Here is a 24,667-nt window from a genome sequence, read left to right as displayed (position 1 = left end):
GACAAGCTGTCATACGTATTCATTTCAGCTTTGGAGAAAACCAATGCGCTACATTAAACCCTTACTGTTGGGGCTCACAACCACCGTAATGGCAGTGCTACTGGTCATCGGTGGCTTTTGGCCTGGCTCTTCAATGGCTCTGGCTGCAACGACTACCGTTCAAATGGGGTCTTCTACGGGCATGCTAGTGTTTGAACCGGCCGAAGTGACGATTGCGCCAGGAGATACCGTACATTATGAAGTGGCGGGTGTCCCTCCCCATAATGTGGTGTTTGATCCGGGTAATTCTGCAGGTGATGTTGCGAGCTTATCTCACCAAGCCTTTGCCATGTCAGGTGGATTTGATGTGACTTTCCCTGCTGATGCTGCTCCAGGAACCTATGCCTACTACTGTGAACCTCATAGAGGTGCAGGAATGACTGGTACCATTACGGTTCAGGGCTAAATCCACATCAGCACAAGTGATTTTTTAATCATTTCAACGTTTTCAAATTCCTTTCTCAATTCATAAGCTTTTACCCGCAGAATCCTACTGAATGGAAGACTCTGCGGGTATTCTTTATCAAGCGCGAATTTGAGGTGGATGATTTATAGCTAAAGTTGCTACTGCTGCAGAACAATAGCAACGAGAGAGGGAGGGTATCAATTGTGCGATGGCCAAAGGCCGGTCGGAGACCATCGCAACCCACCACAGGTCTCCCATACTCTCAACCGATTTACTAGACCTTAATCAGCAGATTTTTCGCTATAACAAGAGAAAAGCGGTACGATAGAGCTTTCAAAAGCCAAAATTATCCCTTAAATAAAACTATCGGTCGATTTTATCTAAAGTCTAGGCTATGAGAACCCAAAAACAGTCATTCTTGGGCTGGACTGGTGTCTTTATCGCGACAGTATTTATGCTGCTTGCATCAGGTTTGGTCCTTTATCCCAAGATCACCAGCGACAATATTCTCACTGCTCTAAGGTTGAGTTCATTAACCACCGCTATTCCATTTTTGCTAGTGTTTGTAACCAAGCCTCTCACCGCCACAACGAATAAACTGGGGCTATGGCTCAAAAGCAATCGCAGCTATCTGTGGCTGGCCTTGACCATATCCCACCTCATCCATCTCTACCAAATTGTTCTGTACTATCAACTAGGGGAAACATGCTCTTGGACAACATGGCTAGTGACCGCTCCACTCTGGATCATTATGGTGCTGTTCTCAGTCACAGAAGTGGTAAAACCCACAATTTTTGATTATCTATATCAAGCCCATGTTCCGAAAAGACTGAGCATTTTATATACGCTGGGTCTCTGGTATATTTGGCTCGTTTTTACCTTGGCATTTGGCTTTGGGACTGCAGCACAGCACATCCCTTTCTACAATATTCCGGCCTTTATGCTCTTTATCGCTGGAGCAATTTTCAATGGCATCCTGTGGTGGCGCAAAAACATCCCTGTGTAATCTAGGCACCCCCATCTTCTTCAAGCACCTCTTGGATAAGTCACAAGAATAAATGCTAGTGGAGACGAGATGTTTGAATCAGTACAGTCCAATCTAGGCATCTTGTACTTTGACCACTCCTTTCTCAAAAACCTCGTCTCCACAGGCTACAAAATCAACTCTTGTTGTTTAAGTTTGAGGTGATTCTGTACTGTCCGATTCGTTAGCCTGAGAAGCCTCAGCAGCTGGCACTGACTCGGTAGATTCCATGGGAGTTGTCTCATCTACTGGCGCTTCCTTTGTCTCTGGAGCAGCATCAGTCGTTGGAGCCGCCCCTGTAATAATCGATGGCTCTTGGACAAAAGTTTGTGAGAGGGCATTGGGGATCTCTTCAAACTTCACACCCATGGCTTTTAGACTATGGAATAAATGCCCTTGCAGACAGTAGAAGCCCAAATAGTAAGTGATATTGGCCAACCAGGCCCGAGAACTGAACACACCATCAGCAAAATCCGCCGTGTCCTTAAAGTAAGGAGTAAGGTTGAACTTCACCTCTAAAGCGGGGCCATAGAACTCCACTGGATAAACAAAGGTATTGACCGCACAGAAATAAGCCGAGATAAAACCCATAATGGCAACGCCACCCAGGGAAAGGCCAATTAAGCCATCAGCGCTGTAATTATCTTGTCGAGCCCCCAAGCGTTGTTCCCACTTAAATGGGGGAACCAGAATATGCCAGATACCACCGGCAATATCCAGTAGGCCCACTAGAAAATGACCTGCTGCCAAATCACCTAAGTTATCAACAAAAAACGGATTATACCCAGGGGTTGACCACCCATATTTATAGATATTGGTAAAGTTCTCCATTGAGGGAGTAACAGCACAGACTTCGCCTAGGGTGGGGTCATACAGACCGTGATATTTTATCCAGCCGACAAAGATCAAGGAGGCAAAACCAATAAAGATTAAATGGTTGCCCAGGATATATCCCAACCGTTTTGGATCATCCCATTCAAAGGAAAATTTGGCCGTGTTTCCCCGTCCACCTTGGGACAGATCAGCAGGTCCAATTTGGGCATGGTAGTAGGCACCAAAAAACAGCACCACACTTGCCACCATATGCACCAGGGCAACTTGGACATACACTCCTGGGTTAGTCACCACTCCACCAGCACCGACACCAAAGCCTTCAGCGGCCAAATGCGGAATTAGGACTAAGCCTTGGTCATACATGGGCAAGCCTGGATCAAACACTTGATTCTCGGACAAAGTGTTGATGCCGACCCAAAACATGATGATAGCCATCTGCAAAATATGTGCAGCCAGCCATTTGCCTTGTACCGAGGGATCAATCAGACGACTATTGCCCTGATACCAAGGAAACTCAGATTGATTGATATTGAGTTGCATGGTTCTATTCAAAAAATAATTAATAACGGCTCAAAAAGAGCTATGTAGCAAGAACGACTGCTTTACGGCATTCCTTGCGACAAATGAATGTGAAAATCTATATTTCTACTCTCATGTCTTCAGCTTATGAGTCAGGCGATAAGAAACATGAGTGACTGACAAAAACCATAGACCAGCATTAGATAGAGCTATCCTGAACTCGAACAACGTCACATCTCAATGCTGGCCCATAGAACTATTTATTCTTAAGGGCATGGAGCCTTTCGCCACGAATACTGTGCCATAGGCCACCAAAGACCATCCAGTTCAATCCCAGAATCAGCTGGATAGAAGCAGCCCCAGACCGATCAATACCGTAGAACTCAGGGGCAAAGGCGATATCGCAATACTGGGTAAAAATGGCAGAACTAATGGCAATAAAACCCACGGAAGCCACACTATAAGACAGGATCGCTTCGCTATTGCAAATGCCAGCACGCGTCACCCCACCATTGGGGAAAGAAAAGATCAGCCGATTGTTGAAAAAGGCTGTCGGCTTCTTGTTGATGATATGAAAGGCTGCCCCTGCAATATCAACAATGGCGACGAGGAAATGTCCCCCAACCAGGTCTTCCATATTGTCGACTGCGGCCATTCCCAAAGGTGTCCATCCACCATTGGCAAATCCGAATAAGTAACCCACTAGAGTAATCGGATTCAGGTTGGGGGTAATCTGTCGCACTTCACCCACTAATGGATCATATAAGCCATTACCGAAGGCTGCATTGCATGCGAATAGAAGGCAAGCAACCCCTAAACAAAGCAGGTGATGGCCCAAAATAGAAGAGAGAGACTCAAAGTCGTCCCAATCATAATCAAATTGAGCCGCCCAGCTACCTTCAGGGTAATCTCCTAGCTTCGCTTCTCCAGCAATGGTGTGGAATAGTCCACCCGCACAACAGAATGCCGCCACAAAGAAGTGCAAAACGCCAATCACAAAATAAGGATACGTACTCAATATCTCTCCGCCTGAACCCACGGCAATCCCTAAGCCTGCCAGGTGGGGCATAAAGACCATCCCTTGTTCAGATAGTGGTATGCCGGGTTGAAAACGAGCAGCTTCTTGAATAATAAAAGCGCCGGGAACACAGCTCATCAGAGCTGCATGGCATAAGTGGGCACCCAGAAGCGTGCCAGAAAGATCGGTGTTGCGGACATTGCCTGCCCACCATTCCGCTTCATAACCGCTCAAGCTCGCTGTACCCGCAGTCATCTCGGACCTGTCCATCGGGTCGCGTCTGGTTAAAGATGCTGTCATAAATTAAATCCTCGATAGGGTAAATCGTTACTAAAAATCAAACATTGGGTGTATTCCAAACACTTCGTCCTCATCGTTTCAGCCAACATCACCCAGTGGCGCAAATAAGGGATGGCCAAAGACTCTTATCAAACAAGAGAGTTATCCACCGTATGCAATACAAGCTCTAACGCCTGGCTAACGCTGAGTTAACGATTGGAACCGTAAAGACGGACTCTTAAAACTGTGCGTGCTAGTCAGACGTTAGAGCATATCCTCCACCCACACCTACACTTCAGGAGCGAATTGCTCGAAATATTTGGGGACATTACGAAAATCAAATCCCATACCTCTCAAAGCATGAAATAGATGACCTTGGAGACAGTAAAATCCCCAAAAATAGTGAAAATTACAAATCCAGAAGCGAGACGAATGCGACCCCTTGGCCATATCAAGCGTATCGGCAAAGTAAGGTGCAACTCCAAACTTTAGCTCTAAAGCAGGACCAAAGAATTCAGGTGGAAATGTAATTTCGTTGACAGCGGCAAAATAGCAAGCATTGAACCCTAAAAAAGCGAGTCCACCTAAGGCATACCCCAGGATTGCATCTGCATTTTTTTTGTACAGCCTGTCAGTATAAGGCCACGGTTTGATCAATATGTGAAAAACGCCACCGATCGTAAATAGAAAAGCTACAAAGAGATGGCCCATCTGCACATCTTCAAGATTATCGACAAAGAACGGATTGAATCCGGGAATAGCCCATCCATATTTAAATAATCTGACTATATTAAATTGTGGAATAACTGCTCTAACTTCTCCAATACTTGGATCGTAAAAGCCATGAGTGGCTCCCCAGAAAGTAAATAAAAATGCACCTGCTCCTAAAAAAAGAAGATGGTGCCCCAAAATCCTGCCCTGGGTTGCAAAATCATCCCATTCAAAATGAAATCGCTTTACACCAGGGAACTCGCTATCCGCAAAGTTCTTAGGTCCAGTCACAATATGGTACAAGGCCCCCGACGCAAACACAGCCGCTGCAAACAGGTGAATCATGCCAATCGCAAAGTAGACGTAGGTGTCTACAATGACTCCGCCAGACCCAACTCCAAACCCTTCGCGCGCTAATTGTGGTAGGCAAACAAAGTTTTGACTGTATAACGGCAAATCGGGATCGTAGCGAGTGAGTTCAAAGATAGTAAAGGTCCCAGCGAAGAAACACATCGACGCAATTTGGCCGATATGTGCAGCCAGGAATTGGGCACTAAACCCTGTATAACGAGCATTGCCCGCATACCAAGGATAGTTAACTTTGGGCTGTCCATAGGTTTGCATAAAGATTATTCTCCAGACTAATCTTGCATATTCTATTGAGACTAATTCTCAATTTATCAGGACTTGCGTTTCATGAAAATCTGAAGAGTAAAAGTCAAAGAAAAACTGTTAAATCTCAATATTTATTTATGTTTCCATAAAAAATAAATACCGGGCTGAATAGATCAGTTTCACCAACTCATCGAAGCATGACGAGATCAAGAAATCCTTAAAGTGCTTTAAATTCAAACATTTCAGCTAATGTGCTGATCAGCTTTACGACCTAATTTTTCCCGTAGAGCCAGTCAACTCCATTTGATCACAGGAATTAGGATATGAGGGTCTACAGGGTCTCAGTTCAATATCATGCTTGAAAAACCCAGACCCATTTTTCTACTAAGATTCTCAATATAGAAAATATCTATCGATTTTCAGTTCAATTATTGAGAATAGATATAGGTTTGCCGTGTCAGACAATACCGCTATGGATCAACAGTCAATGAACTGCCGCTATTGTGCAGATATTGCTAAAGCGAATGGTGTCGATCCCCTCGGTACAGCGGCAAAAGCTGACCACTGGCTGATTACTGAGATGAAACAGCCCTGGTCCCATTCATTAACTGAGCATCCTCAAGTTCAACCCTTGATTCCCTTATTCAAGAAATTGATTTTTCGCAGAGGAATCTTGATCAGACCGATTGCGATCGCAACCGATCGCGACTATTCCCAAACAGGCTGGACACGGTTGCTCTACTACTATCGCCCCAGTCTTCAGTTTGCCCAGTATGCCAAACAGGAATTTCTTATCCCCGAAGCCGAAGGGCTCAACTTCACCATGGCTTTGTTGAAATCCTTACTAAAGCAACCCAATCATTTTGAGCATTACCGAAAGTATCAGCAAAACACCAGAGAGATTCGGGAGCTATTGATCTGTACCCATACCCAAGTGGATTTGGCCTGTGGTCGTTATGGAACCCCTATTTATCGCCAACTTAGGCAAGACTATGGCCACAATCCTAGTTCTCTCAGAGTCTGGCAAGCAACTCATTTTGGCGGTCATCAGTTTGCCCCGACCTTGCTAGATTTGCCCACAGGGCAATTCTGGGGACATCTTGAGCCAGCCATCTTGCCCACCCTCGTAGAACGTCAAGGAGAGGTGTCCAGCCTGCGCCCCTATTATCGGGGTTGGTCTGGCTTACAGAAATTTGAACAGATGGCGGAAGGAGAAATCTGGCAGAGAGAAGGATGGGCTTGGTTAGACTATCCCAAAGCAGGACGGACCACAAAGAAAGGTCTGAAAGGGATCAAGCTGTTTTTATATCCGTTACTGCAGTTGATTCCCTTAAACCTTATGCAGATGTGGTTGGAACAATGGACACAAGAAGCCGATTGGGTTGAAGTGAACCTCCAATTTGTCTTGCCTGAAGCCACACAAATCAGTTGTTATCGGGTCCGGCTAGCGACCAAGGGCAGGGTTAAAACGGCAGTGAAATCAGCCGCAAAACCTGACGACACCCTGACCCTCCAGGACCAATGGCAATATGAAGTTACACAAGTTGTGCGGTACGACACTTAACGCCTGAATTCGCAGCATCGGGCCCAAAATCTATTTTGATAAATAGGAATTATTCTTATTACATTAGACTGGAGTGTAGACACTCTGATAAATCCCTCTGCAATGGGTATGCCTAAAACCCTCACCAATGCCGATATTATTGCTTTTCTACAGAATAATAGTGACGCCTCTACCCTTCTCAATACCGACCAAGATGAACAATGTATTGCCCTCCCAGCCCAGTTTGGCAGTGGATATATCCGAAGACATCTCTTGCAGCCAGGGCTGATCTTAGATATTGCAGATGTTGAGCTGAACTACAACCATGTCAACCGCATTCAGTTACATTCCCCTCAGATGCCCTTGACCGCTAGTTTTTACTTATCGGGTCAGGCCGTTGTCACCAATGAAGCCTTGCCTACCCCCCAGACTGAACGAGCTGGGAATAACTATTTGTACCATTTACCTCAAACTGCTGAAATTGAGGAATATCACGCCAATCAGCGGATCTGTTGTTTAAAGCTGTATTTTAACTTAGACCATTTTCCGCAGCTTAATCTCCAACAACTCGCGACCCAGTCATCAAATTTAAGCACCCCCATCTACACTCCCCGTAAGCTGTACTGTGAGAATCCAACGACCCCTAGAATGCACTTAGTGCTTGAACAACTGGCGACTTGCTCCTTGCAAGGGATTGCCAGAAATATTTATCTGGCGGGTAAAGCTCTTGAACTTCTGGGCTTGCAGTTGGAAGCAATCATCACGCCCCAGGCTTCGCTACCAGCCTGCCTTCATCCCACTGATGTTGAACAGATCCACAAAGCCCGCTACATCTTGATTCAGAACTATTTAAACCCTCCATCCTTAATGGAATTAGCCCGTCAAGTGGGTATTAACGATCGCAAACTCAAGCAAGGCTTTCGCGATGTCTTTGGCACGTCTGTATTTAACTACTTGTACCAATACCGTATGGACAAAGCCCGTCAGCTGCTCACTTCTGGGCAATGGAATGTGACCGAAACTGCCCATGCCGTGGGGTATGCCAGTCGAACTGCCTTTGTCGCCGCCTTTACCAAGCAGTTTAAGGTGAGCCCTAATACGTATCGTCCTTAACGATGGCCCGCATTGACTTTGAAAAGGCAACTATCAATACCTTGATTTTCTGACTTCTAATAAATAGTCCTGCTTTCAGACAGAAAAAGTCCGTTTGCAAGACAGCAGTGTGTGAAAAACGACATCCCACTCTAGTAATTTATATTGAGAAGAATTCTTAATAACTATCTAGCCAGCCCACCGTTGAACGTGGGTCATGGATATTCAAGAGCCTTTGCCATTTGCCGTCTGCAACCGTGTAGGGAATGAATACTGGACCGTCTTTAAACATCATTTATATCTGTTTGGGTGCTCTGGGGACATCCCTAGGAACACTGGGTGCGGCCCAAGCAGCTCAGCCTCTGTCAAACCCTTTCCAGATTATCTCTGACCAGAGGGCTCGTAGGATCCGTAAAGTTGAATCTATCGTTCTATATCCACATAAGTCCGAATATCGTGTTGCCCAAGTAGAGCCTCTATCCATTGCCGAAATTACGCAGGTGACCCTTGAGCCTACAGAGGGCGGGGTCAATATTGTGCTGACGGTTGCTAAAGGTGATACCTTGCAGGTGACGCCTTCCGATGATGGGGCCACCTTTATCGCTGATATTGAGAATGCCCTACTCAATTTACCCACTGGGCAAACCTTTGAAGCAGACAACCCAAGCCCAGGTATACGCTCAGTCTCTGTCATGCCTGTTGATGTCAATCGCGTGCGGGTGACCGTAATTGGTGATCAGACAGAATTAAGTCACCAAATTCAACCCGATTCTCAGACCCTCGTTTTCAGTATCAATACCCAGACGTTAGCTGAGGCGGAAGAACCCCCAGAGACTCCACCTGCGGATACTCCTGCAGATGAGGGTGAAGAAGATGATTTAGAAATTGTCGTCACAGCCACTCGGACGGAAGAGCTCCTCGCAGATGTCCCCCGTGCTGTCACCATCATTACTCGCGAACAGATAGAGCAAGAAGCCCTGTTAAGGAATGACCTGACTTCAACCCTGGGTAAATTTGTGCCCGGCTTTGGACCACCAACAGCGAATGGTCGAACCCGTGTTCAAGATTTGAGAGGTCGCCCTGCGCAAATTTTGATCGATGGCATCCCCCAAACTGGTAATGCCTCCTTTGACACAGAGTTGTCCGCCATTGATCCATCGGTTATTGAACGGATTGAAGTGGTCAGAGGACCTAGCGCAGTCTTTGGAGATGGTGCAACTGGTGGGGTTATTAATATTCTGACTCGTGCCCCCGTCGAAGAAGGGGTTCAAGGGCAATTAGGACTCACCCTTCGTCCCGATTTTGAACATTTATCTGAGAATGGCTTTGGCTTCAAAGTGGATGCCAGTCTGTCAGGCAAGCAAGGAAAATTCGATTTTCTAGTTGGAGCAGCCTTGGACCTAGATGGTGCCATCTTTGATGGAGAAGGAGATCGAATTCCGCCCGATGGCTTAACCACAGACAACAACACCTTTAACCTGTTTACAAAAGCGGGGGTTGATATCACTGAGGATCAGCGCCTACAACTCTCCTACAACTTCTTTCAAAACGATTTTGCTAGCGATTTCATTTCCGATCCGATTGTTTTAGGTATCCCAGGGGAGCAAGATGCTGAAGCCTTGAGAGTAGGACCGTTTACCTTTGATGACAGCCCATCCCAGGCTATCCATAATGTCAATTTGACCTATCGCCATCAAGACTTATTAGGTGCTGAATTACGGACTCAGGCTTACTTTCGGAAAACTGATCTAACTCAAATTCCAGGTGATATTCGTAATCTCTTTCCCATGGGGACACCCCCATTTTTGCCTGTCATTTCTCAAACTAATTTAGATTCTTTAGAGGTCGGTGGACGGTTTCAGCTCGATACTCCCATTACAGATCGCTTCAAGATTCTGTGGGGTGCGGATCTTTCCTATGAAGAGAATGAGCAGTTTTTCAATTCCCTAGATCCAGTCGATTTTGATCTCAACCGCCGTGCCCGCATCATCGGTACGGCCACTCAATCCCCGTTTTATACCGTACGCAGCATCGGTGCTTTTTCCCAGTTAACCTGGGATGTGGTGGATCAGCTATCCCTCACCGGAGGGATTCGATATGAAAATATTCGCTTGTCCGTCGATGACTATGCTGCTAGCCCTTTTGCGAATTTTGGGATTGCGCCACCGGCACAAATCCAAGGCGGAGTAATCACAACCGATGACGTGGTTTTTAATGCGGGTGCAGTGTTTAAAGCGACTGAAGAAGTTAGCATCTATACCAACTTTGCCCAAGGATTTTCGATTCCTGGTGTTGGGGTAACCCTAGGGCTAGCTCGATTTGGCAATAGCGTGGTTGACAGCCTCAATTTAGAACCTCAGAAAGTCAATAACTATGAGCTGGGGGTAAAAGCCAACTTTGATACGGTTCAGCTAAGTCTAGCGGGCTTTTTGAGTACCTCCTCTCTTGGTTCTTCTCTAGTCGTTGATAACGTGGGGCTGACCTCTATTGTGCGGGCTCCACAACGGAACTATGGCATTGAATTCACTGCGGATTGGCAACCCAGCGATACATGGAAACTAGGGACAGTCTTTACTTGGAATGAGGGTGAATCGGATCCAGACGATGATGGTGTCTTTACAGCCCTTAGCTCCCTGGATGTCCAGCCCATTCACGCAACGGTCTATGTTGAGAATGAGACCCTACCTGGTTGGCGAAACCGAATTCAAGCGTTGTTTGTCGGGGGACGAGATCGTGCCTTTAATGACGCGATCGATCAGTTTCGAGTTGAAGGTTACACGGTGTTCGATGTCTTCAGTACGGTCAACCTAGGGCCAGGGAAACTGCAGCTCGCTATCCAAAATGTCTTTGATACCCAATATGTACCCGTGAGTTCCCAAGAACGCTTGGGTATTCAAGAGCTACGCCGTCTCCCCGGTCAAGGCCGGACTTATAGCATTCGCTATAGTTTTGAGTTTTAAGTCCAGTTCAACCAGCACCTAGTTTCTTAGATTTTCAGTTTGGTGGGAGTTCATCATCATGTTGCTACTATGGCTAGTGCTAGCGATAAGCCTTGCAATCGGAATTCGGCGGCTACGTATACGTGGGGGCCGACGGTTTCTCTGGCTCAGCGTTTCTGCCTGCCTGCTCCTGAGTCTGTTGATGAGTTGTGCATCGGATCCGTTACCAAACCTTCCTCAACAGCGTTCCCCACTCGCTAAAGGCACTTTTTTATCCATAGAACATGCGATGGGAACCAGCCAAGTTCCTATCCAAGCTCAACGAGTGATTACAGTAGACACAGCGGCATTAGATGCTGCTTTAGCATTAGGTGTCAAACCTGTTGGTTCCGTGGTTTATAGTCAATTCCCTGCCTATTTGGGAGACCAAACAGAAGGCATCGCATCCGTAGGAGAAGGGACTCAACCGAATTTAGAAACCATCCTTAGCCTGAAGCCCGACTTAATCTTAGGCAGTAAGATCAGCTCCGGCAAAATATACAAACATTTAGACCGAATTGCACCAACGGTTTTAACTGAAGGAAGTGGCAGAGAAGGAGAATGGCACGAGAATTTTCGCTTATTTGCCAAAGCCTTAAATAAGGAGTCGGCAGGACGGCAGGTCTTGACAGACTATCAACAACGGGTCAAAGCGCTACAGCAGCAGTTAGTAGAGGTTGATCAAACCGTTGTTTCAGTGGTTGCTACAGGTCAAGGCCAGATTGGCTTATACACGTCGAACAGCTTTTCAGGCTCAGTGCTGGAAGATATAGGATTTGATCGGCCCTCGAAACAAAAGAATGCCAAAGGATATGCTGTTCAAATTGCCCGAGAAGATTTAGATAGCTTGAATGGCGATCTGCTCTTTTTAATCCATAGCCCTCAGATATCAGGCAGCTTTGACTATGACGGCTTTGTGTCTGATCCGCTTTGGTCAAAATTGAGTGCTGTGCAGAACAAGAAAATTTATGAAGTTAATAGCGAAGTGTGGACAGCAGGCCGTAATATTCTGGCTGCCAATCAAATCCTAGATGACATTGCTCAAATATTTTCTATCAGCATTTCCCCATCGTGATCTGTGATTGAACAATATCTTCAGATTGATTCACTCATACTCCAAGCAATAACGATCGCGACTCGCTTTGAATCTAAAACATTCCTAACTTTAAATCCCACAGGAAGGGAAAGAGAGTTCTTCTCAGTAAATTTCTGCATTACGGTAGGAAATTCTTGAACGTTTGTTCCAGGATCACCTGCTTGGACGACGTGCCCAATATCGACCCATTGAAAGCCATGATCCGTGAAGGCAGCCCACCGTTCTCCATCAGACCCAATGGAACAGATCTTGCTCATCTGTCGAGACTGAGGGAATAGACTCGTATCATAATCATAGGGTTCACAGTGGGTAATGCCTTGTTGTAGCAGTTCATAGGCATCTCGAACAGTTCCCAGATAAAAGCCATGTTTGGTTTTAGCAAAGGTCCTCAGCTGAACAAGTTTAAGTTTTTCATCTTCATCAAGATCAGGATAATCTCCTGTCCATGGGTTCGGGTCGGTGAGAGCGCTACCGTCTTGGCAACAGTACAGGTAGGTATAGACGTGATAGAACTGATTCACCCAATCTACAACATCAATTTGGTATTGCCGCCCTTGTAGCCAATGGGGATAGTAAACCCGTAGTCCGAATTCTCGTTGTCCCCATCGGAAATAGGTTTTCAAAGATTCAAAACACCATTGTTTGTTACACCTAGCAAAGCCCGTCTCCCCAGGCAGGACAATTCCACGATAGATATTTGACATCGTTGTTTTACATTATTTCCAATCATTAGCTAGTGATTTACTAAATCGGTATTCCCTGCCATCGAATCCCCAACGCCGAGGAGATAAAATCAAAGGTATTTAGCATTTTTTCAGATATAGCTTTCAAAATCAGAATAAAAAGCCATAAATAGATTATTTTATGGACTTCGCTCATTCATTCATAAATTTACTCTAATATTCTTCATTAAAATTATTCAAGACGGTCGCTTTATAGCTCAACCATTTGTATCGCTTGTGGCAACATTCAAAAGAAAATTTGCACACATCAGGAACATCATCCGTCAAGTTTGAATCTTTCTGGGTCAGCCTTAACATTGACACTTACATAAGTGTGGTCAGTAAACGAAATAGGTATAGGAAATCATTTTTCTGCTACATTAACTACAATTTTTCCTATATTACGTTGAATTTAGATACTTATTATTGCTTTTGTAATATACATACAGGAAGACACCGTAAAGCCTAAAATTCTTTTTGAGTAGGCTTTTATCAAGATGATTTAGCAAAAAACTTAAGCACGGCTCTATATTGTTATTAATACTCATTTGCAATAATATGCTTAAGTATCTATTGAGTCAGTTGCTCTAGCTTTCTATACCACTAAGCTGAGATTTAGTATTAACGATAGGGCGCCTACTTAGCCTGCGGTGTAGCTCCAAACGATAGTTTAAGCTCTGAGAATCTTCGCTAAGTCACGAAGAAAATGCTCTGCCTTCAAGGATTTTGGTACTTTTAAGAGCCAATATTTTAGATGGTCAATAATCTGTTCGATATTGTGTCCATTTTGTTGAGACCATCCAACAAGGGACACCATAGAATGCAGCGCATAACCAACTAGGGATGTCACAACCCTGCAAGAGCCCATTGGTAGCTCTCAATGGCTTATCCAAATCTCGCATTATTCCGTCCACCCGAACCTTGACGCACCATATCTTTCGCAGCCAAAATGTTGTACTGTAGTTGAGAATATTAATCAACAATTTTCTTGGCGCCAGCATAGAGGCTCAGCTCTAGACTACCTATATTTATAGCCGCTGGTCATATTCCAGATCTTAGATAGGTGGTGGAGTGATAGTCATTATTACTGACATCAAGATACCTTTATTGATTTAAGTCTATGGACCCCTAGCTTGTGAGTACTTTTGATGCACTCTGGTTATGTGCTAACCCCCGTCTCAAACGATTTGACTGGAGTTTATGCCAACAGCTCAAGCGATGTACGAATGTAAAATTTTGGAGCTACCATCAAACGGCGGATGAACCTTGCTCTATACAAACTGCCTTAGCATTGCTCCACCAAGATATTCAACGCCAATCCAAGCCAATTCATCTGCTGGGGCATGGTCTCAGCGGCACATTGGGGTTACTTTATGCTCGTTATCATCCCCAAGCAGTTAAATCATTAACGCTACTCTCCGTTGGGGCAAATCCATCTGTGGGTTGGCATGCCCATTACTACAAGATGAGAGAACTTTTACCCTGTAGTCGAGAGGCGATTTTACTTCAAATGGTAACCATGCTGTTTGGAGCGATGAACACCAATCGAGCCATGAAATTGGCGTCACTCTTGGCAACGATCCTAGATACTGAATTAGCTCCCCACTCTTTAGCCCATCGCAATGAGTTAGCGCCTGGAGGCGTAGCATCTCCCTTGTTAGTATGTCATGGAGAACATGATGCTGTGGTTGACCCACAAGCTCATGCCCAGTGGCAAACCTGGCTAAAAGCAGGCGATCGGTTATGGAGCTGCCCTCAAGGACGGCATTTTTTCCATTATGATCATCCTCGTCGGACCAGCCAAATCATTTTAGAGTTTTGGCAACAGGTCTCAAGTATGCCTCGCCTATCCTCCACCCACGAACAGCTCATGATGACGCTGTTATGCAAGGAAATGAAGAATTCTGCCCTACTTCCTGGAGACTAAAGACCTTGGATACCTATGAATTTGATGTTGTGATTATTGGTGGTGGTCCTGCAGGCTGTACCTGTGCCCTCTACACATCGCGAGCGAATTTCAAGACGGTTATTTTAGACAAAAACCCTGCTGTAGGTGCTTTGGCCATCACTCATAAAATTGCCAACTATCCTGGAGTTGCCGGTGATATCAGTGGCGAAGAACTCTTGACTGTCATGAGAGAGCAAGCCATGGAGTTTGGCACGCACTATCAGCAAGCACAAGTCTTTGGTCTAGATATTACCGGTGCCCAAAAAAAGGTTTACACCCCTGAAGGGACATTTGTGGGCCGAGCGATTGTATTAGCCACAGGGGCAATGGGTCGCAAGGCCTCTTTTGATGGAGAAGCTGAGTTTTTAGGTCGGGGAGTCAGCTACTGCGCCACCTGTGATGCCGCTTTTTACAAAGATCGGCCTGTTGCAGTTGTAGGGCTGAACCGTGAAGCCATTGAGGAAGCTCAAGTCCTCACTAAATTTTCGTCTATGGTTCACTGGGTAACCGTAAAGACCCCGCCAGCGGAAGATACCCATGCTCAGGATTTGCTAAGTTTACCCAATGTGAAACATTGGAGCCGATCTAGGCTGCTATCAATTCAGGGTAGCGACATGGGCGTTTCAGGGGTACAAGTTAAGGTCAGAGATCAAGATGAACCAATCGGTTTAGAGGTGGATGGGGTATTTGTCTATCAAAATGGCTCCAAACCTATTACTGATTTTGTAGGTGATCAAGTTCACTTCAATCCCGATGGTGGAGTCAAGGTTGATGAACTGATGGCAACCAGTGTAGATGGTGTGTGGGCTATTGGAGATATCCGCAATACCCCTTTTAAGCAAGCGGTGGTTGCAGCGGGAGATGGGTGTGTGGCCGCAATGGCGATTGATCGCTTTCTCAATAGTCGCAAGCTATTTAAACCAGACTGGGATCATTCCTAACTCAACTGACCGAGACCAGGTCACTCCCGTTGGCTCACAAAATAGTGATGTGTTGCTCGATCCACCAATGCGCCACTTTCTGTGAGCATGTGAATTTCTCGTTTTGAAGCACTGCTCAGGGTACTGGTTAGCTCTAAGTCGACGGGAAACGTCTTGTGCTGGTCTGATATCTGATAAATTTGCTCATCAAGCTAGACAAACAATTTGACGATTTTTTTGTGTTGATTACCTCGCAGTAATTGAGAAGACGAGAAGAAAATGTGATGACCGTAGCAGTCACGTTCTTTGGCGGTAAGCAATAAGCGGACATACTCTTGCGTCCACAGGCTTTGGACTTCGATCCGCATATGGGTATTTAAGAAGCGATCGCTAAAACGATACGGAACCGATCAAAAACGGTGATAAATTGACCTTCAAAGGGATCGCCGATCTGAACAGAATCAGATCAGGGTAGATTTTTACCAATCCCTAATGCAGCAGATTTTACAATAGGCAGCTCAGATACCTAACTCACCAGCGGACTGCTCACCATTAGTCGCGAAGCGAAGCACTCAAGACTGTTAGGGAAGGGCATAACATCTAGGTGCCTCCAGCACAATAGACCGATACATTCACAATAGCGCACCTCTTTTGAAATCTAGGCCATTGCTGATCAGGCTTAAATCATTGGGTTGAGAAGCAAACCATAACTCAATTATGGCGCGGGATGGAAGTGAAGGTGGGTGTGCTGCGTGGCTGAGTAAGCATGATGGTGATGGGATGGGTCACTATGGTCGTGGTCATGTTCATGCCATAAACCTCTCTTAAGCTGCATTAATTGATGGGGGCGAAATATGGCGCACACCATCACGAACAACCCTAAACCAAACAGACTGCTGTAGAAAAAATAGGACGCAAGAGAGCTGCCCATCCAACCTGCGACTGGATAGGCAAAAGCCCACCACAGATGGCTTAATGCGAAATGTGCCCCATACACACGGCCTTGCACCTCCACTGCAACTCGGTCAGCAATAACGGTTTGTGTAGTGACATTGACTAGGGTTTGGCCGATACCTGCAATTCCCCAAAGCAACAACAATCCACCGAGTAAAACTTCGTGAGCGGGTAAGAGCGCTAAGACAAGCAACAGAGTCCCCAGGGTGATTAGGCTAATGGGATGATATTTAGTCCTGAAATGCCCTAAACCAATCGATGCTAGAGTTGCCCCCATGCCCAAAGCAGCCATCGCCCATCCATATTCTGTTTTACCCAGCTGCAAGGTGCTTTGAACGTAACCGACCGTATTCACCAAAATTTGCGCCCCTGCGATCGCAGCAATAAATTGCAGAGCTAGCGCATATCGAATCCATGGATCCAGCCATAGGCAGGTGAGTCCGGTTTGCATATCCTGCCAGATTTTAGAGGGGGTTTGCGTCGATGATTGAGCATTGACCATCATCCGCCCAGGCAGCGTGATCATTAATATCGCTGCCAAAAGAAAGGTAATGCTGTCGAGGAAAAAGACCTGTCGCGTCCCCACCCAAGCGGCAATACTTCCGGCAATACCTGGCCCTAAGACGCCTAATAACTGACTCGTTGCACTAGACAGAGCAATGGCTTGAGGACGTTGCTGTTCGGTAGTGACCAGGGGAATAGTGGCGGTGTAGGTGGGGGTAAAAATGGCATAAAAAATATTGAGGGCCAAGACAATGGCGTAAATTTGCCAAATCTGAGTAACCCAGGGCAAAAGACAAACAATGCCCATACGCATCAGGTGATTCAAAACCATCAACCGTTTGCGATCCATACGATCTGCGATCGCACCAGCGATCGGAGACAGCAGCACAAAGGCCGTTACTCGTAGCGTTAATGCGCCAGCCAGAATGGTGCCTGACTGTTCTCCAGCCAACTCAAAGGCTAAGAGCGCCAAGCCCAACCAGGTGAGAGCATCTCCCATAAGGTTGATAGTCTGCGCCAAGTAGAGTCTGGCAAATACCGGATTTTCTAATCCTTGTAACCATCGAGGCAGTTTAGTCATCACAAAAAAAGCGGATTAATTGGTGTGCAGTCACATCTGTCTAAAGTGATAGAGGTCGAGTCTGCATCCACACCATTTGCGGAGCAATATAAAACGCGGCTAGAAGGGATTGGACAACCCAGTTTTGGCTTCGTTATTGAGAAGTTTCTTAATTCTAGGCTGAAGATAGCCTCCAATTATCGCTTTTGTAATATACGGATATGAAGCCACAAGTAAACCTAAAAGGCTTGTAAAACAAGCTTTTCTCATGATTCCTAGATAGAAATATTAGGCGCATGCATGTAGTATTACTAAGATGGATTATCAATAAATTGGCCAGTGTCTACTGTTCCTGCTCGGCGTCAGTTGCTCCAGTCCCCTGTTCTCCTGGGATTGGGATTGGTCTTAGGGATAGGACTACTGTTGGTTTGTTTTATGGCCAGTGTAGGGCTAGGAGTTGCTGATATCAGCCTCAAAACGGTGTATCAAGCCCTGACAGACTTTGATGGATCGACAGATCAACTGATTATTCGCACCGTTAGAATTCCACGCTCCATTACTGCCTTATTGGTCGGTAGCGCTGTTGCGATGGCAGGGGCAATTATGCAAGGACTCACGCGCAACCCTCTCGCTGACCCCGGTATTTTAGGGATTAACTCCGGGGCAGCTTTGGCCGTTGTGGGGTCAGTATTTTGGTTAGGTACAACGTCTCTTAGGGTTTATGCAGGGTTTGCTTTGCTGGGCGCTGCAATCGCTGCCATTACCGTCTATGCTCTCGGTTCTTTAGGGCGAGGTGGACTGACACCGCTTAATTTGACGATTGCAGGGGCTGCATTTTCGGCTTTGGTGACCTCCCTGACGACCGGGATTCTGATCCTCAGTCAACGAACCTTGGAAGAGATCCGGTTTTGGCTCGCGGGTTCTGTCGCAGGGCGGGATTTAGACTTAGTGGTTCAGGTTTTACCCTATCTGGCATTAGGCATGGTGATTGCCCTAGTTATGGGTAAACAGCTCACGACTCTCAGCCTAGGGGAAGATATTGCTCAAGGTTTAGGTCAAAAGACCGCCTGGGTCAAAGGAATTGCGGCAGTGAGCATTATTTTGCTGGCAGGTGGCTCTGTTGCGATCGCAGGTCCGATCGGGTTTGTGGGCCTAATCGTTCCCCATATCGTTCGGTTCTGGGTGGGGGTCGATTATCGCTGGATTCTGCCCTATGCCGCCATTGTCGGAGCAATCCTATTGCTGATCGCTGATATTGGAGCACGGTTAGTGATTCAGCCCCAAGAGCTGCCAGTGGGGTTAGTCATGCCCTTGTTGGGAGCCCCCTTCTTTATCTATCTCACCCGCTGGCAGGTGCGACGATGAAGCAATGGTTAGTAGTTCGTCCCCCGCAGGTTCCGATCTCCTTTCATCTAGACCGACGGGTTCCCAGGATAATGGTAGGCCTGCTCCTGGCGACGTTGGTGGCCATGGTTCTCAGTGTGGGGCAAGGGGAATATCCGGTGCCAACCTTAGACGTGATCAAAACGGTCTTAGGGGTAGAAACGAGTAATCCAGACTTTGACTTTATTGTGATGACCTTGCGTCTACCGAGAACTCTGGTGGCCTGGGGGGTAGGTATGGGACTTGCGATCGCAGGCACGATCACTCAAGGTATCACCCGCAATCCGTTGGCATCGCCCGGCATTATTGGAGTTAATGCTGGGGCCTCTTTAACTGCCGTCACCTTAATTGTGCTCTATCCTGACTTACCGATAGCACTAATTCCCTGGGCTGCGTTCGGTGGAGCGCTGACGGTGGCAGTGCTAATTTACCTACTGGCTTGGCAGGGCGGTAGTTCCCCCGTTCGATTGATTTTAGTCGGCGTGGGATGCAGCCTGATTGCCGGATCTTTAACAAACCTGATGGTGACCTTTGGCAATATCTATAACGTTAGCCAAGCTTTAGTATGGCTGGCCGGTAGTGTCTATGGCCGCAGTTGGGAGCAACTAACGGTATTTCTGCCCTGGCTAACGGGGTTTGGGTTGCTGAGTCTATTGATGAGTCGAGAACTCAATGCCCTCCAACTCGGCGATGAGGTGGCTCGTAGTTTAGGCAGTCGTTTAGAACTCCAGCGCGGTCTACTGTTGTTAAGTAGCGTAGCTCTGGCGGGATCTTCGGTCGCCACGGCGGGCAGTATTGGCTTTGTGGGATTAATGGCACCTCATCTGGGACGGCAGCTCGTAGGCCCATCCCATGAAGGATTACTTCCGGTGGCGGCTTTAACTGGGGGCTTTGTCGTAGTGGTGGCAGATTTACTGGGTCGTTTGCTGTTTTCTCCTATAGAACTGCCCTGTGGGATTATTACGGCCATTGTGGGAGCACCTTATTTTCTGTATGTATTGATTCGCGATCGCAACTCATGATCACTAATACCCCTACCTACGCTCTCACGACTCGGAAACTCACCCTCGCCTATGAAGGCAAAGTGGTGATTGAGTCCCTTGATCTAGCGATTCCCACCGGAAAAATCACCATCTTGGTCGGCCCCAACGGCTGTGGTAAATCGACGTTGTTGAAGGGATTGGGGCGATTACTCAAGCCCAAACAGGGTGTGGTGTACCTGGAGAGTGAGTCCATTGCCAAACTCTCCACCAAAGCGATTGCCAAACGATTAGGGTTGCTGCCCCAAAGCCCCAGCGCCCCAGAAGGATTGACCGTTAGAGATCTGGTGGCTCAAGGTCGCTATCCGCATCAAGGATGGTTGCAACAATGGTCCCACGAAGATGAGAAGCAGGTGGATTGGGCCTTATCGATGACGCAAATGCAGGAGTTTGCCCATTGCGCTCTGGATAACTTATCAGGTGGCCAGCGCCAGCGGGCCTGGATCGCTATGGCCTTGGCTCAAAATACGGACATTCTGCTATTGGATGAACCCACCACCTATCTCGATCTAGCTCACCAGATCGAAGTCTTAGATTTATTGCATGATCTTAACGAGCAACAAGGCAAGACAATTGTGATGGTGTTGCACGATCTCAACCAAGCCTGTCGTTTCGGCGATTATTTAGTAGCTATCAAGGGAGGTGCTGTTTACGATCAGGGCCATCCAGAACGGGTTATGACCGAAACGATGGTGCAAAACGTTTTTGGTTTAGAAAGTCGAATTATTAATGATCCAGTAGCCAATACTCCCCTCTGTATTCCCATTAGTCGTAAATCGTCTGGGAAAGTCGGGGCAGGGTACCAATCCTAGCCAACATCTCAGACTGGAGCCTACCTTAACTCATGTGAGTTGCCCAGGTCATTGAGCCTGATGATTCTCTCCCCCGAGCGCTTCAGCCCATCCATACCCCCTCGAACTACGACCAAAGCTATGCCGTTTTAGGCGATAAACCGAATAAACTTCTTTTTACCCACTTGTAAAACAGCCCCGATCAGATCGTCTGGCTGGTCGTAGGTTTGATCGACCACGGTGATTTTAGTGCCATCTAATTTCACAGCTCCACCCTTAATTTGGCGACGGGCATCACTACTGCTGGAACACAAACCACTGGCACTCAGAAGATAGAACAGCTTGGCTGGAAAGGTCACCTCTGCCAATGAATATTCAGGAATGACATCGGTTTGACTCATATCTCCCTGGGTCACCATTGCCGCTAGGGACTGTTGGGTTTCATTTGCGATCGCAACACTGTGATACTGGCTCACCACAGTATGGGCCAACAGCTTCTGCTGTTCGCGAGGATTCTCCGGCAAATCTTTGAGGGACAAATTGGTTAGGTGCTCAAAGTACTCTGGCAGCAGAGCATCCGGCGTCTTCTCCAACTTGGAGTACATGCTGACTGCATCTTCAGCCAAGCCCACATAGTTATTCAAAGACTTGGACATTTTTTGTACGCCATCCGTCCCTAACAGAATTGGGGTTAGCAGGCCAAACTGGGGGCGCAGGCCAAAATGTCGCTGCAAGTCTCGACCAATGGCAATATTAAACTTCTGATCCGTGCCTCCTAACTCCACATCCGCTTCGACTGCCACTGAGTCATAACCCTGCAGTAGAGGATATAAAAATTCATGCAAATAGACTGGTGTTCCCTGCTGGTAGCGCTCTGCAAATCCTTCTTTTGCCAGCATCTGACCCACAGTCATTGTGGTCAGAAGTTCTAAGGTCTTTGCCAAATCGATTTTGGACAACCATTCAGAGTTATAGCGAACCTCTAACCGATCGGGGGTCTCAAAATCTAAAATCGGCTTAATCTGATCTAGGTAGGTCTGAATATTATGCTGCACCTCTGCTTCTGTCAGCTGACGGCGAACCTCAGACTTGCCCGTTGGATCACCTACCCGCGCCGTAAAATCGCCAATAATCAAAACGGCTTTATGACCTAAATCCTGAAAAGCCCGTAGTTTACGAATAGGAAGACTATGGCCTAAATGAAGATCCGTTCCCGTGGGGTCAATGCCCAGCTTGATGCGCAACGGTTGATCCGCGTTTTCCAAGCGATGGGCTAAATTGTCATCCTCTTGCTGTGAGTCAGCATTATTGGGGAAAATATCGCTAACGCCCCTCTGGAGCAACGAAGACACTGCATCTGCCATAGGTGAGAAATAGTAAGGATGAACAAAGGGCAATCGCCCATATCGCCGCCAATCGCTCCAGCGACTGAAAAGCAAATTCTAGTATGCCATTGCAGCGCAACTCATCTTAAGAAATAGCCAAGAAACCATCATGGTCTGCACAGTGCAAAATAGCATTAATTTTTCTGCGCTAAAGGAAATTATAGTAGGCCATTGAATAGGGATGGTAAGCTATGCTCAAACCTAAGTTTAAGCGTTCATTCTGCTACCACCGCTTTATTGCTGTTGCATCTGCTATCTCTATCGACCTCCTGGTTGTCTGGGCCAAAATTGTTAGTATGATCCCTGAGTGATCATTGTTTCAAACTTTCCAAAAGAGGATGTGAATCTCCTGTGTCTGTATCACAAACTGCCAGCCCCAAAAACCCCAATCGCTTGTCCAAAGGCACCAGTTTTATTGGGGGGATTGGCAAAGCAGCGGGTTCTACAATTCTGATCACGACGATGCTGGCTAGCGCCGCTGCAGCCGGTAGCTTAATGGGGGTCGCCATTAGCTTTCGCAATTTACCGGACGTTCGGTCCTTAAAGGGTTATATTCCCAACGAGACCACCCATATTTACGATATAAACGGCAAAATTCTGGCCAGCCTTCACGATGAAGAAAACCGTGAAGTCGTTCCTTTAGACAATATTTCACCCCATTTGAAGTTGGCCGTGTTAGCCATTGAAGACAGCAACTTCTATAAACATAATGGGATTAATCCCTACGGTATCCTCCGGGCCACGGTCACGAATATACAGGCTGGAGAAACCGTTCAGGGTGCCTCTACCTTAACCATGCAGCTGGTCAAAAACCTGTTTTTGACCCCTAGGCGAGAACTGGGTCGGAAGGTTGCAGAGGCGGTCCTAGCCATGCGGCTGGAGAAGCTATTCAAGAAAGATGAAATTTTAGAAATGTACCTCAATCAAGTGTATTGGGGACATAACACCTATGGCGTTGAGACCGCCGCCCGCAGCTATTTCAATAAATCATCATCGGATCTGAACCTCGCAGAATCAGCCATGATGGCGGGTATTATTCAAGCCCCTGAAAGCTTTAGCCCCTTTGATTTTGACTCCGTCACCGATGAAACCCTGGAGATTGCCAAACGGAGGCAAGCGGTGGTTCTCAATCGGATGAAAAAGCTGACCTGGATTACCGAAGAAGAAGAGCAGGCTGCTTTAGACACTCCTTTAAAGTTTGGTAAGGTCACCTCCTTCCAACTCAGTCGCTCGCCCTACATCACCAATACCGTGATTAAGGAACTGACCCGTCGGTTTGGCCGCGATGCCCTCAGTAAAGGGGGCATGCGAATTCAAACCACCATTGACATCAAGATGCAGGAAATTGCCGAAGATTCGGTGAAATGGGGACAACAGCGCATCTCCTATGCAGCGGATCAGATGGCGTTGGTGGCGGTTGATCCGCGCACCCACTTTATCAAGGCAATTGTTGGAGGCGTCGATAGTCAAAAAAGTGAATTTAATCGGGCGACTCAATCCATTCGCCAACCGGGATCTGCATTTAAGCCCTTTGTCTTCTATGCTGCCTATGCGTCCGGTAAATATACGCCTAGCAGCGTCATCAATGACACCAAGGTCACCTTTAATGACGGGACCGCACGAGGCTATACGCCCTTGAACTATGACAAAACCTATGGGGGGTCCATGTCTTTGCGACAAGCCTTGGCCACCTCTCGTAATATTCCGGCTGTTGTCCTAGGCCAGAAAGTCGGGGTTGAAAAAGTGATTGATATTTGTCGGGTTCTTGGCATTAAAAGCCCCATTCCTCCCGTGATTTCACTACCGTTAGGTTCTGTAGACTTAACGCCTCTCGAAATGGCTTCAGCTTATGCAACGTTTGCTAATAACGGCTGGCAATCTGAAACCACAGCCATTGCCCAAGTCACCGATAGTAGCGGGCGCTTAATCCTAGACAATACTCCCCAGCCCAAGTTAGTGCTAGATCCCTGGGCAGCTGCAGCTTTAACCCAATCCCTGCAGGCAGTCATCAATGGCGGGACAGGCACCTCGGCTCAAATTGGCCGACCGGCTGCAGGTAAAACGGGAACCACATCTTCTGAGCGGGATGTTTGGTTTGTGGGCTATGTGCCGCAATTAGCTACGGCAGTGTGGGCCGGAAATGATAACTATTCCCCCATGGGAAGAGGGGCTTCAGGGGGGAGCTATGCGGCACCAGTCTGGCGAGATTTTATGAGCAAAGCTCTGGCAGATCAACGGGTGGAATACTTTAAGTCACCTAGTAAGTTTCCCAAGCCTGGCGGTTAGTTTAGGCCAGATGTCATGGGT

Annotated in this window: 18 protein-coding genes; 12 read left to right on the top strand and 6 right to left on the bottom strand. The window is 46.9% G+C overall.

The genetic code is table 11. The annotated features are described in order from the left end of the window. Positions 1 to 43 precede the first annotated feature (43 nt). Together petE and AM1_RS15250 are read left to right on the top strand one after the other, a co-directional pair. The gene (gene petE / locus AM1_RS15255; RefSeq protein WP_012163765.1) at positions 44 to 445 is read left to right on the top strand and encodes a plastocyanin; all 402 of its coding nucleotides are present in this window, start codon (positions 44 to 46) and stop codon (positions 443 to 445) included. Positions 446 to 839: 394 nt separating this feature from the next. Further along, complete coding sequence (locus AM1_RS15250; RefSeq protein WP_012163763.1) at positions 840 to 1,451, top strand: hypothetical protein; 612 nt, start codon at positions 840 to 842, stop codon at positions 1,449 to 1,451. Positions 1,452 to 1,619: 168 nt separating this feature from the next. On the opposite strand, the gene AM1_RS15245 is transcribed toward AM1_RS15250, so the two are convergent. From AM1_RS15245 to AM1_RS15235, 3 genes are all read right to left on the bottom strand, one after another. After that, positions 1,620 to 2,843: a chlorophyll a/b binding light-harvesting protein gene (locus AM1_RS15245; protein ID WP_012163761.1), complete on the bottom strand. Its 1,224-nt coding sequence runs from the start codon at positions 2,841 to 2,843 to the stop codon at positions 1,620 to 1,622. A 235-nt stretch (positions 2,844 to 3,078) separates the two neighbouring features. Next, entirely contained in the window at positions 3,079 to 4,140 is a 1,062-nt protein-coding gene (locus AM1_RS15240; protein ID WP_049783739.1) for a high light inducible protein, read from the bottom strand. 267 nt (positions 4,141 to 4,407) lie between these two features. Continuing rightward, a complete protein-coding gene (locus AM1_RS15235; RefSeq protein WP_012163758.1) occupies positions 4,408 to 5,454 on the bottom strand; it encodes a chlorophyll a/b binding light-harvesting protein in 1,047 nt (348 codons plus the stop codon). Positions 5,455 to 5,917: 463 nt separating this feature from the next. Here AM1_RS15235 and AM1_RS15230 point away from each other — a divergent pair, with 463 nt between their 5' ends. From AM1_RS15230 to AM1_RS15215, 4 genes are all read left to right on the top strand, one after another. After that, a complete protein-coding gene (locus AM1_RS15230) occupies positions 5,918 to 7,009 on the top strand; it encodes a sucrase ferredoxin (protein ID WP_012163757.1) in 1,092 nt (363 codons plus the stop codon). A gap of 108 nt (positions 7,010 to 7,117) precedes the next feature. Beyond that, positions 7,118 to 8,101, top strand: a complete 984-nt coding sequence (locus AM1_RS15225; RefSeq protein WP_012163756.1) for a helix-turn-helix transcriptional regulator — start codon at positions 7,118 to 7,120, stop codon at positions 8,099 to 8,101. 245 nt (positions 8,102 to 8,346) lie between these two features. After that, on the top strand, positions 8,347 to 11,040 hold the full coding sequence (locus AM1_RS15220) for a TonB-dependent receptor domain-containing protein (protein ID WP_012163754.1): 2,694 nt from the start codon (positions 8,347 to 8,349) through the stop codon (positions 11,038 to 11,040). A 58-nt stretch (positions 11,041 to 11,098) separates the two neighbouring features. Beyond that, positions 11,099 to 12,133 carry an ABC transporter substrate-binding protein gene (locus AM1_RS15215; protein ID WP_012163753.1) on the top strand — a complete coding sequence of 345 codons (1,035 nt, stop codon included), beginning with the start codon at positions 11,099 to 11,101 and terminating at the stop codon, positions 12,131 to 12,133. A 20-nt stretch (positions 12,134 to 12,153) separates the two neighbouring features. Here AM1_RS15215 and AM1_RS15210 read toward each other — a convergent pair whose 3' ends face one another. Further along, complete coding sequence (locus AM1_RS15210) at positions 12,154 to 12,858, bottom strand: hypothetical protein (RefSeq protein ID WP_041659890.1); 705 nt, start codon at positions 12,856 to 12,858, stop codon at positions 12,154 to 12,156. Between the two features lie 1,153 nt (positions 12,859 to 14,011). Here AM1_RS15210 and AM1_RS15205 point away from each other — a divergent pair. Then, positions 14,012 to 14,803, top strand: a complete 792-nt coding sequence (locus AM1_RS15205; RefSeq protein ID WP_012163749.1) for an alpha/beta fold hydrolase — start codon at positions 14,012 to 14,014, stop codon at positions 14,801 to 14,803. 5 nt (positions 14,804 to 14,808) lie between these two features. Then, positions 14,809 to 15,765: an NAD(P)/FAD-dependent oxidoreductase gene (locus tag AM1_RS15200; protein ID WP_012163748.1), complete on the top strand. Its 957-nt coding sequence runs from the start codon at positions 14,809 to 14,811 to the stop codon at positions 15,763 to 15,765. Positions 15,766 to 16,459: 694 nt separating this feature from the next. Here AM1_RS15200 and AM1_RS15195 read toward each other — a convergent pair. After that, on the bottom strand, positions 16,460 to 17,782 hold the full coding sequence (locus AM1_RS15195; protein WP_012163747.1) for an MFS transporter: 1,323 nt from the start codon (positions 17,780 to 17,782) through the stop codon (positions 16,460 to 16,462). A gap of 318 nt (positions 17,783 to 18,100) precedes the next feature. Between AM1_RS15195 and AM1_RS15190 the strand changes: the two genes are divergently transcribed. From AM1_RS15190 to AM1_RS15180, 3 genes are read left to right on the top strand one after another with little or no spacing between them, the layout of a single operon-like run. Continuing rightward, the gene (locus tag AM1_RS15190) at positions 18,101 to 19,126 is read left to right on the top strand and encodes a FecCD family ABC transporter permease (RefSeq protein WP_012163746.1); all 1,026 of its coding nucleotides are present in this window, start codon (positions 18,101 to 18,103) and stop codon (positions 19,124 to 19,126) included. Continuing rightward, positions 19,123 to 20,166 (top strand): FecCD family ABC transporter permease, encoded by a 1,044-nt coding sequence (locus tag AM1_RS15185; protein ID WP_012163745.1) that lies wholly within the window; start codon positions 19,123 to 19,125, stop codon positions 20,164 to 20,166. Before AM1_RS15190 ends, AM1_RS15185 begins: the two co-directional genes overlap by 4 nt. After that, positions 20,163 to 20,996, top strand: coding sequence for an ABC transporter ATP-binding protein (locus AM1_RS15180; protein WP_012163744.1), 834 nt, complete (start codon positions 20,163 to 20,165; stop codon positions 20,994 to 20,996). The genes AM1_RS15185 and AM1_RS15180 overlap by 4 nt, the downstream gene beginning before the upstream one ends. 128 nt (positions 20,997 to 21,124) lie before the next feature. On the opposite strand, the gene tyrS is transcribed toward AM1_RS15180, so the two are convergent. Then, the gene (tyrS, locus tag AM1_RS15175) at positions 21,125 to 22,339 is read right to left on the bottom strand and encodes a tyrosine--tRNA ligase (protein WP_012163743.1); all 1,215 of its coding nucleotides are present in this window, start codon (positions 22,337 to 22,339) and stop codon (positions 21,125 to 21,127) included. 372 nt (positions 22,340 to 22,711) lie between these two features. Between tyrS and AM1_RS15170 the strand changes: the two genes are divergently transcribed. Continuing rightward, positions 22,712 to 24,646 (top strand): transglycosylase domain-containing protein, encoded by a 1,935-nt coding sequence (locus AM1_RS15170; protein WP_012163741.1) that lies wholly within the window; start codon positions 22,712 to 22,714, stop codon positions 24,644 to 24,646. The last annotated feature ends 21 nt before the right edge of the window (positions 24,647 to 24,667 follow it).

The organism is Acaryochloris marina MBIC11017, from assembly GCF_000018105.1.
Classification (GTDB): Bacteria; Cyanobacteriota; Cyanobacteriia; order Thermosynechococcales; family Thermosynechococcaceae; genus Acaryochloris; species Acaryochloris marina.
Note: the sequence above shows the minus strand (reverse complement) of the source record. Positions and strands in the feature narration are given on the sequence as shown.